At 45.0% G+C, this 17,593-nt stretch carries 16 protein-coding genes and 1 other annotated feature; all 16 genes read left to right on the top strand.

The window, feature by feature from the left end; genetic code table 11:
- Window positions 1-405 precede the first annotated feature (405 nt).
- Window positions 406-1,098: a serine O-acetyltransferase gene (gene cysE / locus M2444_RS31650; protein WP_094871863.1), complete on the top strand. Its 693-nt coding sequence runs from the start codon at window positions 406-408 to the stop codon at window positions 1,096-1,098.
- Window positions 1,099-1,147: 49 nt separating this feature from the next.
- On the top strand, window positions 1,148-2,557 hold the full coding sequence (gene cysS / locus M2444_RS31645; protein WP_076286855.1) for a cysteine--tRNA ligase: 1,410 nt from the start codon (window positions 1,148-1,150) through the stop codon (window positions 2,555-2,557).
- On the top strand, window positions 2,554-2,988 hold the full coding sequence (locus M2444_RS31640) for a Mini-ribonuclease 3 (RefSeq protein WP_280788973.1): 435 nt from the start codon (window positions 2,554-2,556) through the stop codon (window positions 2,986-2,988). Before cysS ends, M2444_RS31640 begins: the two co-directional genes overlap by 4 nt.
- A gap of 37 nt (window positions 2,989-3,025) precedes the next feature.
- Window positions 3,026-3,790 (top strand): 23S rRNA (guanosine(2251)-2'-O)-methyltransferase RlmB, encoded by a 765-nt coding sequence (gene rlmB, locus M2444_RS31635; RefSeq protein WP_042131237.1) that lies wholly within the window; start codon window positions 3,026-3,028, stop codon window positions 3,788-3,790.
- A gap of 2 nt (window positions 3,791-3,792) precedes the next feature.
- Window positions 3,793-4,314, top strand: a complete 522-nt coding sequence (locus tag M2444_RS31630; protein WP_094871865.1) for an NYN domain-containing protein — start codon at window positions 3,793-3,795, stop codon at window positions 4,312-4,314.
- 158 nt (window positions 4,315-4,472) lie between these two features.
- Entirely contained in the window at window positions 4,473-5,117 is a 645-nt protein-coding gene (gene sigH, locus M2444_RS31625) for an RNA polymerase sporulation sigma factor SigH (RefSeq protein WP_036680496.1), read from the top strand.
- A gap of 391 nt (window positions 5,118-5,508) precedes the next feature.
- Complete coding sequence (gene rpmG, locus M2444_RS31620) at window positions 5,509-5,658, top strand: 50S ribosomal protein L33 (RefSeq protein WP_076099620.1); 150 nt, start codon at window positions 5,509-5,511, stop codon at window positions 5,656-5,658.
- A 20-nt stretch (window positions 5,659-5,678) separates the two neighbouring features.
- Window positions 5,679-5,870, top strand: coding sequence for a preprotein translocase subunit SecE (gene secE, locus M2444_RS31615; protein ID WP_036680497.1), 192 nt, complete (start codon window positions 5,679-5,681; stop codon window positions 5,868-5,870).
- A gap of 21 nt (window positions 5,871-5,891) precedes the next feature.
- On the top strand, window positions 5,892-6,425 hold the full coding sequence (nusG, locus tag M2444_RS31610; protein WP_036680499.1) for a transcription termination/antitermination protein NusG: 534 nt from the start codon (window positions 5,892-5,894) through the stop codon (window positions 6,423-6,425).
- Window positions 6,426-6,500: 75 nt separating this feature from the next.
- On the top strand, window positions 6,501-6,926 hold the full coding sequence (gene rplK / locus M2444_RS31605) for a 50S ribosomal protein L11 (RefSeq protein ID WP_042131235.1): 426 nt from the start codon (window positions 6,501-6,503) through the stop codon (window positions 6,924-6,926).
- An 82-nt stretch (window positions 6,927-7,008) separates the two neighbouring features.
- Window positions 7,009-7,701 (top strand): 50S ribosomal protein L1, encoded by a 693-nt coding sequence (gene rplA / locus M2444_RS31600; RefSeq protein WP_036680504.1) that lies wholly within the window; start codon window positions 7,009-7,011, stop codon window positions 7,699-7,701.
- A 67-nt stretch (window positions 7,702-7,768) separates the two neighbouring features.
- Window positions 7,769-7,921 (top strand) — a sequence feature (ribosomal protein L10 leader region).
- Window positions 7,922-7,985: 64 nt separating this feature from the next.
- Window positions 7,986-8,489 (top strand): 50S ribosomal protein L10, encoded by a 504-nt coding sequence (gene rplJ, locus M2444_RS31595; RefSeq protein ID WP_042192187.1) that lies wholly within the window; start codon window positions 7,986-7,988, stop codon window positions 8,487-8,489.
- 66 nt (window positions 8,490-8,555) lie between these two features.
- Complete coding sequence (gene rplL / locus M2444_RS31590; RefSeq protein WP_094877204.1) at window positions 8,556-8,915, top strand: 50S ribosomal protein L7/L12; 360 nt, start codon at window positions 8,556-8,558, stop codon at window positions 8,913-8,915.
- Window positions 8,916-9,125: 210 nt separating this feature from the next.
- Entirely contained in the window at window positions 9,126-9,725 is a 600-nt protein-coding gene (locus M2444_RS31585; RefSeq protein ID WP_042192184.1) for a class I SAM-dependent methyltransferase, read from the top strand.
- Between the two features lie 423 nt (window positions 9,726-10,148).
- Entirely contained in the window at window positions 10,149-13,694 is a 3,546-nt protein-coding gene (rpoB, locus tag M2444_RS31580; protein WP_094871867.1) for a DNA-directed RNA polymerase subunit beta, read from the top strand.
- A gap of 115 nt (window positions 13,695-13,809) precedes the next feature.
- The gene (rpoC, locus tag M2444_RS31575; RefSeq protein WP_094877202.1) at window positions 13,810-17,421 is read left to right on the top strand and encodes a DNA-directed RNA polymerase subunit beta'; all 3,612 of its coding nucleotides are present in this window, start codon (window positions 13,810-13,812) and stop codon (window positions 17,419-17,421) included.
- The last annotated feature ends 172 nt before the right edge of the window (window positions 17,422-17,593 follow it).

The following is a 17,593-nucleotide window of genomic DNA, read 5'->3' as shown; positions in this document are numbered from 1 at the left end:
ATTGCCAGAGAGAATAACCGAGAAAGGGATACCCTTTCGGGCTGGGAGTTATTCATTTGTCCGGGGCAGAACATGCGCCTGTGAGCTGCACGGTTGAACGATCCTAAAGGCTCGTTAGATCGCGCCGGGTACATCGCCGTTAATGATGCCAAGTGGAACGAAGGAACTCTGCCGATGGTAACAACAGCAGTCTGTTTGATTCGTTCAAGCAGAGTGGAACCGCGGTTAAACGTCTCTGCAGCTTTATGCTGCAGGGGCTTTTTTTGTTTCGGGGTATCTTTTCTAATATAACAAACCAAGCAAACACCCACAGCATATGTATGATAAGAATGATGGATTGGAGACAATACCTTCCTTGTGTACCTGTAAACAGGAGATGGGGGAGTCAAGAAGAGAGGAACCGTGATGTTTAAGCATATTAAGTCGGACATTCGGGCGGTATTTGATAACGATCCCGCAGCCCGCAGCTGGTTCGAGGTTGTCTTCACATATGCAGGGTTGCACGCCATTTGGGGTCACCGGATTGCCCATTCTTTTTTCAAACGCCGCTGGTATACAATGGCCCGTATGGTCTCACAGTTTAGTAGATTTATGACCGGTGTTGAAATCCATCCCGGAGCTGTCATCGGAAATAGGCTGTTTATCGACCATGGTATGGGGATTGTTATTGGAGAAACCTGTGAAATCGGTGATGATGTTATTATCTATCAAGGGGTTACACTCGGGGGGACAGGGAAAGAAAAAGGTAAGCGCCATCCCACAGTTGGCAACAATGTAGTTATTGGTTCTGGTGCGAAGGTATTAGGATCGTTTCGTATCGGTGACAATTCAAATATAGGTTCGAATGCGGTTGTACTGCGTGAAGTCCCAAATAATAGTACGGTAGTAGGAAATCCGGGCCGTGTAGTAAAACGTAACGGTGAACGTGTATCCGATCGCTTGGATCATACCAAGATGCCAGACCCGCTTGTAGATTCACTTCGCTTTCTACAAAAAGAGATCGAAGAGATCAGAGAGAAGCTTGGCGGAGAAGATAAGCAAAAGACCGCGCAGCGGCTAGTCGAAACTCAGCAGTACATTGGTGATTACGAAATTTAAGCATATCCGGTACTTAAGGAATCGGGACAAAAGAAAGGGTTGGAATAGGATGGCTTTACAAATTTATAACACAATGACACGCAGCAAGGAGCAGTTTGTGCCTCAAGAGTCGGGCAAGGTGAAAATGTATGTATGTGGTCCAACCGTTTACGGATATATGCATATCGGAAATGCTAGGCCTATTATTGTCTTTGATATGGTCCGGAATTATTTGGAGCAACTCGGCAATGAGGTACGGTATGTTACGAACTTCACAGATGTAGATGATAAACTGATACGTAAAGCAGAAGAAATGAACACTTCCGTAGCAGAGGTTGCTGAGATTTTCATTAATGCTTATCGTGAGGATCTTGAAGGGCTTGGAGTAAAGCCGGCAACATTGAATCCGCGAGTAACAGAAAGCATGGAGCTGATCATTGAATTCATTAAAGAGCTTGAGGAAAAAGGGTATGCCTACGAGAGTGGTGGCGATGTATACTACCGCACTTCCAAATTTGAAGACTACGGTAAACTGTCCCGTCAGAATCTGGATGAATTACAGTTTGGTATTCGCGTGGAGGTAGACTCACGGAAAGAGAAACCTGAGGACTTTGTGCTGTGGAAAGCAGCAAAACCAGGTGAAGTGTACTGGCAGAGCCCATGGGGAAATGGACGCCCTGGCTGGCATATTGAATGCTCGGCCATGGCAAGAGAGTTCTTGGGGGATACGATGGACATCCACGGGGGTGGACAAGATTTGCAGTTCCCGCATCATGAATGCGAATGCGCTCAGACAGAAGCTCTGACGGGTAAGCCACTCTCTAATTACTGGATGCACAATGGATTTATTAACATCGGTGATGAAAAAATGTCGAAATCATTGGGTAACGGTTGGCTTGTGAAAGATATCCGTGGGCAATTTAAAGCTGGGACTATTCGTTATTTCATGCTATCGACCCATTATCGTAATCCGTTGAACTTCTCGGTGGATTCAATGACTTCAGCTGAAAAGAGCGTAGAACGTATCTCACTTGCAGAAAGTAACGTTAAGCATCGTCTTGAACTTGCTGCTGAAGGTGCTCAGGGTGAGGTCAGCTTAGAGATTAATGATAAGTTATCTGCTATTGTGGCCAATTTTCATGCTAGAATGCAGGATGACTTTAATACCCCTGATGCGATTACCGCTATGTTTGATTGGGTGAGTCTTGCAAACCATACCCTTGCGAATAGTGAAGCAGCCCCTGCTGATTTTGCTGCGCTGCTGCAAGCTTTTGGGGAAATGAATGCTGTGCTGCGTTTGACACCTGAGCATGAAGAAGAAGAGATCGCGAGTGAAGAAGTTGAAAGATTGATCGCGGAGCGGGTTGAAGCGCGTAAGAATAAGAATTGGAGCCGGTCCGATGAGATTCGTGATGAATTAGGGCGCTTGGGCATATTGCTTGAGGATACTCCGCAAGGAATGCGGTGGCGGCGTAAATGAGTGAGGAACGCAAGTTTCAGAACGGGTGGTTTCCTTACGAGCCTTCCAAACCTGCGCGACTCCTCTCGCCAATTGTGCTTGCCTATGTAGGAGATGCCATTTACGAAGTGTCAGTTCGCCAGTATTTAGTATCTCTTCCGAATTTGCGCCCAAACCATTTGCATCGCTCTGCTACAGGACTTGTATCCGCTAAGGCGCAGAGTGCAATACTTGGATTTTTGGAGTCAAGTCTCACAGAAGAGGAAAAAGATGTCGCCCGTCAGGGGAGAAATGCTAAATCGGGAAGTATTCCTAAGAATGCAGATGTGCTTGAATACCGTCATGCTACTGCTTTTGAGTGTCTGATAGGTTACTTATACTACACAGGTCAACAGGAGAGAATACAAGAAATTGTGAACAGTGGCATACAGTTTATGTTGAAAAAGCCTTGATAAGGCTTTTGCGAAATAGAGAATAGGAGAAGTGAACATGGAAGAAGATTTGAAGACAGAAGAGGAAATATTGGCTGGGAAGCATTCAGTGCTTGAGGCGCTTCGTGCGGGTCGTACCTTAAATAAAATATGGATTGCAGAAACGGCCCAGAAGCATCTGACCGCACCAATCGTCGCTGAAGCACGTAAAGCGGGGATTGTCATTCAGCATGTGGACAAGCGTAAGCTGGATCAACTTGCGCCTGGAGTTCAACATCAGGGGGTAGTTGCTCAAGCGGCACCTTTTGCCTATGTCGAGGTAGATGATCTGCTGGCTGCAGCTGAAGCCAAAGGAGAGCCTGCATTCTTGATTTTACTGGATGAGATTGAAGATCCGCATAACCTGGGATCCATTCTGCGGACAGCAGATTGTACTGGAGTGCATGGAGTAATCGTACCTAAACGCCGTTCGGCTCAGATTACTGCTACCGTCTCCAAAACATCAGCAGGTGCCGTGGAATATGTTCCGGTTGCGCGGGTCACTAACCTAGGTCAGACCATTGATCGTCTGAAAGAGCAGGGAGTCTGGGTAGTAGGTACGGATGTGGATACAGATCAGAATCTGTTTGGATCCAATATTTTCACAGGACCGGTAGCTGTTGTAATCGGTAATGAGAATAAAGGAATGGGACGCTTGATTCGTGAAAAATGTGATGTATTACTTAAGCTGCCGATGGCCGGAAAAATCAATTCATTAAATGCCTCTGTCGCCGCAGGAGTCATTATGTATGAAGTGGTACGCCTTCGGCAACAGCAGGGATAACTATGGCCGACTGGCGCGATGTGCTGCTTGTGGACGGGTACAATATGATCGGTGGCTGGCCGGAACTTGCGGCACTGTCCCAGATTGGTATGCAGGAAGCACGCGACCGCTTAATGGATTTGCTGGCGGATTACCAAGCTTACTCAGGACGAAGAGTGATTGCAGTTTTTGATGCATACCGTGTTCCAGGGTTAGGAAGGTCATTTGTCCAGGGTAAGGTTCAGGTGTATTTCACCAAGGAAAAAGAAACCGCAGATGAATGCATTGAGCGACTGGTTGGGGAATTTAGCAATCGGCGCCGGCAGATCTATGTAGCTACTAGTGATCTTATAGAGCAGCATATTATTTTTGCCCAAGGTGCATTGCGAATCTCTGCAAGGGAGCTACACCTGGAAATTGAGGAGAACCAGAAGCAAGTTAAAAAAGCTATTGAACCTGGTAGCATCAGTTCTACACGTCATTCCTTAGAAGATAAGCTGCCTCCTGATGTGCGTAGTAAATTGGAAAAATGGCGTAGGCAGTGACAAGTGGGAAGATTTAGGTGATATTTTTATTCCATTTTATGCTATTGCAGATTGATTTTGGACAAATCCGGTTGACGGTGTAAGGTAACATAATATATACTGATCCTATATTTCGCGAAGTAACGATGTGTCTTGCGTTGCAGCCGGGGGGATTCTTGGTGAGTGTCGACCTCAAGGAAATAATGCTGTCCGAGTATGATTTCATAAGTGATGAAGATATTGTCGAGGCTTTCCGTGGTGGCGACAGTGGCGCATTGGAACACTTAATTAATAAATACCGTAATTTTGTACGTGCTAAAGCCCGCTCTTATTTCTTGATCGGGGCAGATCGTGAAGATATTGTTCAAGAAGGAATGATTGGTCTCTATAAGGCTATTCGTGACTTTAAAGGTGACAAGCTCTCTTCATTCAAGGCTTTTGCTGAGCTCTGCATAACACGTCAGATTATAACCGCTATTAAGACGGCCACTCGTCAGAAGCATATTCCGCTTAATTCTTATGTTTCTCTGGACAAGCCCATTTATGATGAAGATTCCGACCGGACGCTTATGGATGTCATTTGTGGAACTCAGGTACTAGATCCAGAAGAGCTAATTATCAATCAAGAAGAATTCATTGGACTTGAAGATAAGATGGCAGAGATTTTAAGTGACCTAGAGCGTAAGGTTCTGATGTTGTATTTAGACGGACGATCTTATCAGGAAATTGCTGAAGATCTTAAGCGACATGTGAAATCTATTGACAACGCTTTACAACGAGTAAAGCGGAAATTAGAAAGATATCTAGAAGTGCGTGACAATTAATGATATAATGAACACAAGAGGGCTCGTACATCGAGTTCTTTTTTTTAGTCTCATGAAATTGCTTAGATAGAATTAGGAGCTAACACCATAAAATTCTATTTGAGGCGATTTTAGTTGTTGCCGTTGAGGGTAGGTTTATACACAGTCGGAATGCCCCATAATGATAAGGAAGACAGCGAAGTGTGAGGAAGAGATAGACCCAAGGACAGGGTACGGCCATATGACTATAACACCCGAAATTACCCAGTGCAGAACGGAATTCTTTCGTTGACACAGACCTTGACATTATGCTAAAGTGTTTTAGGTAGGCCTAAATTCGCGGCTTTTTTTAGGATCAATATTTACGTCTTCTAATTGTATTGTTAGAAGGACGTCTCGGGAGGTGCACATCATGCGGGTAATTATCACTTTGGCTTGTACAAGTTGCAAACAAAGAAACTATGCGACTACCAAAAACAAGCGAAATCACCCCGACCGCATGGAGATGAAGAAATTTTGCAAGTATTGTAACTCGCAAACTCCTCATCGCGAAACCAGATAGTCTGTGGAGGTGTAGTCGGCATGAAACGTAGTTTCAAGTCTATGTTTTCCTTTTTCACTGAGAGCTGGAGTGAACTCAAAAAAGTTCGCTGGCCAAGTCGTAAAGAATTGACCAACTATACATTGATCGTTCTCGGTACAATTGTAGTTGTCGCTATTTACTTCTGGGTTCTGGACATCGGTATTTCCGCTGTGATTGAAGCGATTATTTAGAGAGGTCCCAGGTGGCTTGATATGGAAAAAAGATGGTATGTCGTTCATACCTATTCTGGGTATGAGAATAAGGTCAAAGCCAATTTGGAAAAGCGCGTTGAGTCCATGGGCATGGAAGACAAAATATTCCGCGTTCTTGTTCCTATGGAAGAAGAAATTGTAAACAAAGACGGTAAGAAAAAAACCGTTATGCGTAAAGTTTACCCGGGTTATGTTTTGGTGGAAATGGTTCAGACTGATGATTCCTGGTATGTTGTCCGCAATACTCCGGGCGTTACTGGATTTGTTGGTTCGACAGGCTCAGGGTCTAAACCAACAGCTTTGCTTCCGGAAGAGGTAGAACAAATTCTGAAGCATATGGGCATGGTTGAACCTAAAGCGAAGATTGATTTCGAAATCAAGGAATCCGTACGTATTATGGTTGGTCCGTTTGCGAATTTTGTGGGATCCGTGGAAGAAATTTTGGCTGACAAGAGCAAGATCAAAGTGCATGTGAACATGTTTGGACGGGAAACCCCGCTAGAGTTGGATTTCACTCAAGTGGAGAAAATATAACATAAGCTAAGGGTTTCTTGTGGGAGAGCGCCAATGGCGTTCGAAGACCACTATTTTTGCAAGGAGGTGTCACTCATGGCTAAAAAAGTTATTAAAATGGTGAAACTGCAGATTCCTGCAGGGAAAGCGAATCCAGCGCCTCCAGTAGGTCCGGCGTTAGGTCAAGCAGGTGTCAACATCATGGCATTCTGTAAGGAATTTAATGCTCGTACTGCCGACCAGGCTGGCTTGATCATTCCGGTTGAAATTACAGTATTTGAAGACCGTTCCTTTACGTTCATCACTAAAACTCCTCCGGCTGCTGTTCTGCTTCGCATCGCTGCTAAAGTGGAAAAAGGATCCGGCGAACCAAACAAGAAAAAAGTAGCAAAAATCGGCCGCGCTGCGGTTCGTGAAATTGCTGAAACAAAAATGCCTGACCTTAACGCTGCATCTGTAGAAGCTGCAATGCGTATGGTTGAAGGTACTGCTCGCAGTATGGGCATCACAATCGAAGACTAGTAGTTTTCGAAGAATCGGTCATTCGTGACCCGCAAGTATGTGGGAGGAATTTCCGCTAACACCACAAAGGAGGAACATTTTCATGGCTAAACATGGTAAGAAATACCAAGAAGCTGCTAAGCTGATCAACAGCGAAGCAACTTACGAGCCTTCAGAAGCTGTAGAGCTTGTGAAAAAGGCAGCGACTGCAAAATTCGACGAAACCGTTGAAGCAGCAGTTCGTCTGGGTGTAGACCCGCGTAAACAAGACCAAGCAGTTCGTGGTGTTGTTGTCCTGCCTCACGGCACTGGTAAAACACAACGCGTGCTTGTATTTGCAAAAGGTGAAAAAGCGAAAGAGGCAGAAGCTGCTGGCGCGGATTTTGTTGGTGATCAAGACATGATCAACAAAATTCAACAAGGCTGGTTTGAATTTGATGTCTGCGTAGCTACACCTGATATGATGAGTGAAGTCGGTAAACTGGGTCGTCTGCTTGGTGGTAAAGGTCTTATGCCTAACCCTAAAGCTGGCACAGTTACATTCGATGTTTCCAAGGCTGTGCAAGAAATTAAAGCCGGTAAAATCGAATATCGTCTTGACAAAGCAGGTCAAATTCACGCGCCAATCGGCAAAGTGTCCTTTGATGCTGCACAATTGAACGATAACCTTAAAGCTCTTATCGACGCTTTGAACCGTGCGAAACCAGCTGCTGCTAAAGGTGTATACCTTAAAGGCATCTCGATTTCTTCCACAATGGGTCCTAGCGCTCGTGTGAACACAACCGTCTTCAGATAAATAAGGGTTGACTCTTTGAGTCAATTTTGATAATCTATAACAGTTGTGAAACTTAAGGTATCAATCTTAACCTTGAATATGCTTACCGTAGACAGTAGGTGCCTTAGTGCTTAATTTCCTACCGAGGTGTTGTGATAGAAACAAGAAGTAACGAGCTCGCTCGTCTAACTTTCGTTTTATCAAGCCTTCGTGATTCTGCGGAGGCTTTTCTAATGCCTGCGTAGGAGCGGTGATGCTTTCCTTGGAAAGGACGCCGACACATAAATTTTCAGGAGGTGTATACATTGGCAAATGCAAAAGTAATTCAAGCAAAACAGGATGCGGTTGACGTTGTTACTGCGAAACTGCAAAACAGTCTTTCGACTGTTGTAGCGGACTACCGTGGATTGAACGTTTCCCAAGTGACTGAACTGCGTAAGCAACTTCGTGAAGCTGGCGTTGAGTTTCAAGTCCTGAAGAACACATTGCTACGTCGCGCAACTGCTGCGGCTGAGTTGACTGAGTTGGATGAAGTTTTGACTGGTCCAACAGCTATCGCATTCAGTACAACTGATGCAGTAGCTCCAGCTAAAATTTTGAACGATTTCGCCAAGAAAAACGACGCTTTGAAATTGAAAGGCGGCGTAGTAGAAGGACGTGTCATCGACGCGGACCAATTGAAAGCACTGGCTGAGCTTCCATCCCGCGATGGTTTGCTGTCCATGCTGCTTAGCGTACTTCAAGCTCCAATGCGCAACTTCGCGCTTGCAGTTAAAGCTGTTGCTGAAAAAGAAGAACAAAGCGCGTAAGCCTTTGACTCTTGCAGCATAAATCAATACCACAAACAAATTTAAATTATAAATGGAGGTTCAATCATGAGTAAAGAAGCAATCTTGGAAGCAATTAAAGGCATGAGCGTATTAGAACTGAACGACCTGGTTAAAGCAATTGAAGAAGAATTCGGCGTAACAGCAGCAGCTCCAGTAGCAGCTGGCGGTGCGGTAGCAGCAGTAGCTGAAGAGCAATCCGAATTTGACGTAATTTTGACAGGCGCTGGCGCTTCCAAAATCAACGTTATCAAAATCGTTCGCGAAATCACAGGCCTTGGCTTGAAAGAAGCTAAAGACGTTGTAGACAACGCACCAAAAGCAATTAAAGAAAAAGTAAGCAAAGAAGAAGCCGAAGCTACTAAAGCAAAATTGGAAGAAGCAGGCGCAGCTGTAGAAGTGAAGTAATTCCTTCTATACTGAAAACCCCTTGAACTTGTTCAAGGGGTTTATTTTATAAAAATATAAGAAAGTATAAGTTTTATACTATACTTTATCTTTATATTTCTCGCTGAAAGCTTACCGTCCTTATAAGGACATCAGAGGCGTTTATGCTTGATAGAGTTAGTAGGGTTGTGTGAATACAAACTATTAACATAAAGGAAAGGGAGGATAGAGATGTCGCAACATTATTATTCGCAGCAACCGGAAGTGCGTCATGACAGACGTACCATCGACACCGTTCTAAGAGGCAAAAGCTTTCGTTTTACAAGTGATGCGGGTGTGTTCTCTAAAGGAGACATCGATTACGGTAGTCGAGTTCTCATTGAAGCTATGGATATTCCGGACGGTTCAGCAGTGCTTGATGTGGGTTGCGGATATGGACCGATAGGCATAAGTGCAGCATACCTAGCCCCCAAAGGGCAAGTTACGATGATTGATATTAATAGTCGTGCGGTAGAACTTGCGCGTGAAAATGCCCAGCACAATGGAATCCGGAATGTTACGGTAATGGAAAGCGATGTGCTCGGCGCATTGAATGAACAACAAAAGTTCGATGTGATTCTTACCAATCCTCCGATACGTGCAGGAAAAGCTGTAGTGCATCAGATTTTTGAAGAGGCTTATGAGCATTTAAATGAGGGTGGATTTCTGTGGATTGTTATTCAGAAGAAGCAGGGCGCTCCATCAGCGGTAGCTAAACTTGAGAGCTTGTTCTCGAATGTAGAAGAAGTGGGCAAAGATAAAGGTTATCGTATTATTAAAGCTCAAAAATAAAAATCAATAGGTTATTGACATGTGATAGTGATAATGGTATTATTATAAAATGTCAGTATTAAGATAGGCTCCATGTCTTTAGTTTGCTGAAAATGTCAAGCGATATATTGTCGCCGGCTAGCGCAAGCCGTACGGCAAGTTTTTTGCGAATTGGTTCTCTATGCTCTGGCGTAGCGAGTGTTACGCGGTAATAGATAATAGCGCATAAACTGTTGCTTGGTTACGTATAATATGTACGTTTTGGGCAAATCTACTGGATAAGGAGTATTTTGGTCATGGATAAGTGCGCTCTTTTTTCGAAGATTTCGATAAGGGCTTTTCTTTTATTTATGACTGAATCCTTGTAGTATGGTTCCATTATACGGTTCCAAACAAGGGTTCGCAATCAATTTTTAAGTGAGTAGACATGAGGGGTGAGTAAAGTTGGCAGGACATCTTGTTCAGTATGGTCGACGCACTCGGCGGAGCTATGCGAGAATTAACGAGGTACTCGAGGTCCCGAACCTGATCGAGATCCAACAAAAATCTTATGATTGGTTTTTGGAGGAAGGATTGCGGGAAATGTTTCAGGACATCTCGCCGATCCAGGATTTCACAGGTAATTTGGTACTAGAGTTCATTGATTACAGCCTGGGTGAACCAAAATATACGGTTGACGACGCTAAAGAGCGGGACGTGACGTATGCGGCTCCTCTGCGTGTAAAGGTGCGGCTCATTAATAAGGAGACCGGTGAGGTCAAAGAGCAGGAAGTGTTCATGGGAGATTTCCCGCTGATGACGGAGACCGGCACTTTTATTATTAACGGTGCAGAACGGGTTATTGTCAGCCAGTTGGTTCGCTCTCCAAGCGTCTATTTCAGCACAAAAGTGGATAAGAACGGCAAAAAAACCTACACCGCCACAGTAATCCCGAACCGCGGAGCCTGGTTGGAACTTGAGACCGACGCTAAGGATATTATGTATGTTCGTATCGATCGGACTCGTAAAATTCCTGTTACCGTACTTTTGCGTGCTCTCGGTTTCGGTAGTGATGCCGAAATTCTGGAATTGCTTGGCAATGATGAATATATTCGCAATACGCTGGATAAAGACAACACGGACTCCACGGAGAAGGCGCTTATTGAGATTTATGAGCGACTCCGTCCGGGCGAACCGCCGACACTAGACAATGCCAGAAGTTTGCTGGTTGCGCGTTTCTTTGATCCAAAACGCTACGACCTAGCTAATGTAGGCCGTTACAAAATCAATAAAAAGCTGCACATTAAGAACCGTCTTTTCAATCAACGTCTTGCTCAACCTTTGGTTGATGACTCTACCGGAGAAATTCTGGCAGAATCCGGCCAAATGGTCGATCGTAGACTGCTTGATGAATTGATTCCGTATTTCGAAAAGAATGTTGCCTTTAAAAACTACCGTGTTACTGGCGGAGTTACGGACAGTGAAGATATTCCTCTTCAAACAATTGACGTATTCTCGCCAATTGAAGAAGGTCGGGTTATTAAGCTGATCGCTAACGGCAACATCGACAAGTCTGTTAAGCACATTACTCAAGCTGATATTATATCCTCGATCAGCTACTTTATTAATTTGCTTCACGGAATTGGTAATACCGATGATATTGACCATCTGGGTAACCGTCGTCTACGTTCTGTAGGTGAACTTCTGCAGAATCAGTTCCGTATCGGTTTGTCCCGTATGGAGCGCGTTGTGCGTGAAAGAATGTCGATTCAGGATGCTAATGCTATTACGCCTCAAGCTCTGATCAATATTCGTCCGGTTATCGCGTCCATTAAAGAGTTTTTCGGTAGCTCCCAGTTGTCTCAGTTTATGGACCAGACGAACCCACTTGCGGAACTTACGCATAAACGTCGTCTGTCTGCACTCGGACCTGGTGGTTTGACACGTGAACGCGCGGGCTTTGAAGTTCGTGACGTCCATCACAGTCACTACGGCCGGATGTGTCCAATTGAAACACCGGAAGGTCCGAACATTGGATTGATCAACTCCTTGTCCACCTTTGCACGTATCAACGAATATGGCTTTATTGAAGCTCCATATCGTTGGGTAGATCCAAAGACGGGTAAGGTAACTGAACAAATCGATTATCTGACTGCGGATGAGGAAGATAATTATGTAGTTGCTCAGGCTAACGTATTGATCGATGAAGATGGCTCCTTTAAGGAAGACATGGTAATCGTTCGTTACAATAAAGACTCTGACAACATTACAACAATGCCAAGTAATCGTGTAGATTACATGGATGTTTCGCCTAAACAGGTCGTATCCGTCGCTACGGCGCTCATTCCGTTCCTTGAGAACGATGACTCCAACCGCGCTCTGATGGGATCTAACATGCAGCGTCAAGCTGTTCCGCTTCTAATTCCTAAAGCTCCGTTGGTCGGAACAGGAATGGAACATAAATCCGCTAAGGATTCTGGCGTATGTGTTGTTTCTAAATATGACGGTATTATCGAACGTTCTTCAGCTAATGAAATTTGGCTGCGCCGGGTTGAGACTGTCGAAGGCAAAGAAGTTAAAGGCGATATCGTTAAATATAAATTACACAAATTTATGCGTTCTAACCAAGGTACCTGTATTAACCAACGTCCTCTAGCTAAAAGAGGGGATATTGTTAAGAAGGGTGACATCCTGGCGGACGGTCCTTCTACAGAAATGGGCGAACTTGCTCTTGGTCGTAACGTAGTCGTTGCGTTCATGACTTGGGAAGGTTACAACTACGAGGATGCGATCCTGTTAAGTGAAAAACTAGTTAAGGAAGATGTATACACTTCGATTCATATCGAGGAATACGAATCCGAAGCTCGTGACACTAAACTGGGACCTGAAGAAATCACACGTGATATTCCAAACGTGGGCGAAGAAGCTCTGCGCAATCTTGATGAGCGTGGAATTATTCGCATCGGTGCGGAAATCAGTGCTGGTGACATTCTAGTTGGTAAGGTTACTCCAAAGGGTGTAACTGAATTGACTGCAGAAGAGCGTCTCCTACACGCTATCTTTGGTGAGAAGGCTCGTGAAGTGCGGGATACCTCTTTACGCGTTCCTCACGGTAGTGATGGTATTATCGTTGACGTTAAAGTGTTTACACGTGAGAACGGCGATGAGCTGCCTCCTGGCGTAAATCAATTGGTTCGTGTGTACATCGCTCAGAAACGTAAGATTTCTGAAGGTGACAAAATGGCCGGACGTCACGGTAACAAGGGTGTCGTTGCTCGTATCCTGCCAGAAGAAGATATGCCGTTCCTTCCGGACGGTACGCCAGTACAGGTTGTTCTTAACCCTCTAGGCGTTCCTTCTCGTATGAATATCGGACAGGTGCTTGAGGTCCATATTGGTATGGCCGCATTGCGTCTGGGAATTCACATTGCAACGCCGGTATTCGACGGAGCGCGTGAGTATGACGTATTTGATACGATGGAAGAAGCTGGCATGCAGCGTAATGGTAAGACTATATTGTACGATGGTCGGACAGGTGAACGCTTCGAACGTGAAGTTACTGTCGGCGTCATGCATATGATCAAACTGGCGCACATGGTTGATGATAAGATTCACGCCCGTTCAACAGGACCTTACTCACTAGTTACGCAGCAGCCACTGGGTGGTAAAGCTCAGTTTGGTGGACAGCGTTTCGGGGAGATGGAAGTGTGGGCGCTTGAAGCTTACGGTGCTGCATATACATTGCAAGAAATTTTGACCGTAAAATCCGATGACGTGGTTGGTCGCGTGAAGACGTACGAATCCATTGTCAAAGGTGAAAATGTACCGGAACCAGGTGTTCCTGAATCGTTCAAGGTATTGATCAAAGAACTGCAGTCCCTGGGTATGGATGTTAAGATTCTTAGCGGTGACGAGCAGGAAATTGAAATGAGAGAATTGGACGATGAGGACGAGACGTCAGGCGACAAGCTGAGCCTCAATTTAGAAGGCGCAGAAGTCGGAGCAGAATAATCACGCTTGGAGCTTTAAAGTTCCATTTTATAAAGGACCGCGCCCTCTTTTGATGTAACAGTCAGAGGAGGGCAAAGCGGTACTAAATCAGGATTAGGTTAAGGAGGGTTGCTCCTTGTTGGACGTTAACAATTTTGAATTTATGAAAATCGGACTCGCTTCTCCGGAGAAGATTCGTTCATGGTCCCGCGGAGAAGTTAAGAAACCGGAAACCATTAACTATCGTACATTGAAACCGGAAAAAGAGGGTCTTTTCTGCGAGCGTATCTTTGGACCGCAAAAAGACTGGGAATGTCATTGCGGTAAATACAAACGTGTCCGTTATAAGGGCGTAGTCTGCGACCGTTGTGGCGTTGAAGTTACTCGTGCTAAAGTTCGTCGTGAACGTATGGGTCACATTGAATTGGCTGCTCCGGTATCTCATATCTGGTACTTCAAAGGTATCCCAAGCCGCATGGGTTTGGCACTAGATATGTCTCCAAGATCACTTGAAGAGATTATCTACTTCGCTTCGTATGTTGTAACTGACCCAGGTGAAACACCACTGGAAAAGAAACAACTTCTGTCCGAGAAAGAATATCGTAGCTACCGTGAAAAATACGGTTACGGTTTCCAAGCCGGCATGGGTGCTGAAGCTGTTAAAAAGCTTCTTCAAGATATCGACATCGATAAAGAGCTGGAATTCCTCAAAGAAGAACTGCGTACGGCCCAAGGCCAACGCCGTAACCGGGCGATCAAACGTCTGGAAGTCATTGAAGCATTCCGTAACTCCGGCAACAAGCCTGATTGGATGATCATGGATGTTCTTCCGGTTATTCCTCCGGAGCTTCGTCCGATGGTTCAATTGGATGGTGGCCGTTTTGCTACGTCTGATTTGAACGATCTTTATCGTCGTGTTATTAACCGGAACAACCGTCTGAAGAGACTGCTGGATCTTGGTGCACCTGACATTATCGTGCAGAACGAGAAACGGATGCTACAGGAAGCTGTCGATGCTCTCATCGATAACGGCCGTAGAGGACGTCCGGTAACGGGTCCTGGTAACCGTCCATTAAAATCTCTCAGCCACATGCTGAAAGGTAAACAAGGACGTTTCCGTCAGAACTTGCTCGGTAAACGGGTTGACTACTCTGGTCGTTCCGTTATCGTTGTAGGACCGTACCTCAAGATGTACCAGTGCGGACTTCCTAAGAAAATGGCGCTAGAATTGTTCAAACCTTTTGTCATGAAGGAATTGGTTAATAAGGGCCTAGCCCACAACATAAAGAGCGCAAAACGTAAAGTTGAGCGTGTAAGTCCTGAAGTATGGGATGTACTTGAAGAAGTAATCAGAGAGCACCCAGTACTTCTAAACCGCGCACCAACACTTCACCGTCTCGGTATCCAAGCTTTTGAACCGATTTTGGTGGAAGGTCATGCTATTCGTCTTCACCCACTCGTATGTACGGCTTATAACGCCGACTTTGACGGTGACCAAATGGCGGTGCACGTTCCTCTGTCAGCAGAAGCTCAAGCGGAAGCACGTATTCTCATGCTTGCATCCGGTAATATCTTGAACCCTAAAGACGGAAAACCGGTTGTAACACCTTCCCAGGATATGGTCCTTGGTACTTTCTACCTGACCATGGACAACAAGGAAGAAAAAGGATCAGGTATGATTCTGCGTACCGTAAATGAAGCTGTATCAGCTTACCAACGCGGAACTGCAGGACTTCATGCTCGTGTAGCTATTCCAGTTAAAGCACTGGGTAAGACTTGCTTTACGGAAAAACAACAAGGCGCAATGTTGATTACTACAATCGGTAAGATTATCTTTAATGAAATTTACCCAAGTAGTTTCCCTTATATCAATGAAGCGACTAAGACTAACTTGCTGCACGGCACGCCAGAGAAATACTTTATCTATGAAAAAGGTGCAGATATTCGCGAGCTGATTGAATCCGCTCCTGAAGCCAGCGCTGTAGGTAAAGAATATCTGGGTCTGATTATCGCACGTTGTTTTGAAACTTATCATACAACCAAAACCTCTATGATTTTGGATAAAATTAAACAACTCGGCTTCACTTATTCCACACGTTCCGGTGTTACCGTTGCCGTGTCGGATGTTATCGTGCCTGAGGAGAAAGTTACGATCTTGAAAGAGTCCGAAGCAAAGGTAGATGTGGTTGCTAACCAATATCGCCGTGGTCTGATCACTAATGACGAACGGTACGACCGTGTTATTGAGATCTGGTCGAAAACGAAGGATGATCTTACGAACATCCTGCTGAAATCGATGGACCGTTTCAACTCTATCATGCTCATGGTTGACTCCAAAGCGCGGGGTAACAAATCGCAGATCACTCAGCTGGGTGGTATGCGTGGTCTGATGGCAACACCTTCGGGTCGGATTTTCGAATTGCCAATTAAAGCGAATTTCCGTGAAGGTCTTACGGTCTTGGAGTACTTTATTTCCACTCACGGAGCGCGTAAAGGTCTTGCCGATACCGCACTTCGTACTGCTGACTCCGGTTACTTGACTCGTCGTCTCGTTGACGTAGCTCAGGACGTTATCGTCCGTGAGGAAGATTGTGGAACGGATAAAGGATTTACAGTTAGTCGTATTCAGGATGGTAAAGAGGTTATTGAGGATCTGTATGACCGTATCGAAGGTCGTTACTGCTTCGAGACTGTCCGTCATCCAGAAACAGGCGAAATCATTGTTCACCGCAACGATTTGATTGACTCCGATAAAGCGGAAGCAATCGTAGACGCTGGTGTAACTAAGCTACAAATCCGCTCTGTACTAAGCTGCCGTGCTCGTCATGGTGTTTGTAAGAAATGTTACGGTCGTAACTTGGCAACTGGTAAACACGTTGAGATCGGTGAAGCAGTTGGTATTATCGCTGCACAATCTATCGGTGAACCAGGAACCCAGCTTACAATGCGTACGTTCCATACCGGCGGTGTAGCCGGTGATGACATCACGCAAGGTTTGCCGCGTATTCAAGAGTTGTTTGAAGCCCGTAACCCTAAAGGTCAGGCTACAATCAGTGAGATCGATGGTGTAATCAAGGAAATCCGTGAAACTAAGGATCGTCGTGAAATCGAGGTTCAAGGTGAAGCAGAATCCAAGACTTATTCCATAACTTATGGTTCACGTCTACGTGTCAGCGAAGGCCAAGAGATTGAAGCCGGCGATGAGTTGACAGACGGTTCGATTGACCCTAAAGAAATGCTGCGAATCAAAGGGATCCGTGGGGTACAAAACTACATTCTGCAAGAAGTTCAGCGTGTATATCGTAACCAGGGCGTTGAGATCAATGATAAGCACATTGAAGTTATGATCAAACAAATGCTTCGGAAGATCCGTATCATTGATGCAGGTGACACAAGTCTGTTACCAGGTGCGTTTGCGGATATTCATGAATATGAAGCTGCTAACAAGGAAGCCATCTTGTCTGGTAAAGAGCCTGCAGTTGCTAAACCAGTCTTGCTCGGTATTACCAAGGCATCTCTTGAGACAGATTCCTTCTTATCCGCTGCATCTTTCCAAGAAACAACTCGTGTCTTAACAGATGCTGCTATCAAAGGCAAAGTAGATAAGCTGCTTGGACTCAAAGAAAATGTTATTATCGGTAAGTTGATTCCTGCAGGTACTGGTATGAATCGTTACCGTAATGTTAAGTTAAGTGATCCAAATGCAGAAAGCGCGCTTGAATCTTTAGAGCCGGTTCCTGCTGAATAAATTAGCAATCATGGTAGTGAACTCGTGTCATACCTATTCATAGGTGTGATACGATTATCTGCTGTGTATAATAATGATAAATATTATTGCTGAATTTCTTGACACCATCTATTGATAATGCTAAAATGTCTAAGGTGCGTGAGTAGCCATGTTATCCTTGTTCATTGGAGGT

Source organism: Paenibacillus sp. PastF-3 (genome assembly GCF_029893135.1).
Classification (GTDB): domain Bacteria; phylum Bacillota; class Bacilli; order Paenibacillales; family Paenibacillaceae; genus Paenibacillus_AQ; species Paenibacillus_AQ nitricinens.
Note: the sequence above shows the minus strand (reverse complement) of the source record. Positions and strands in the feature narration are given on the sequence as shown.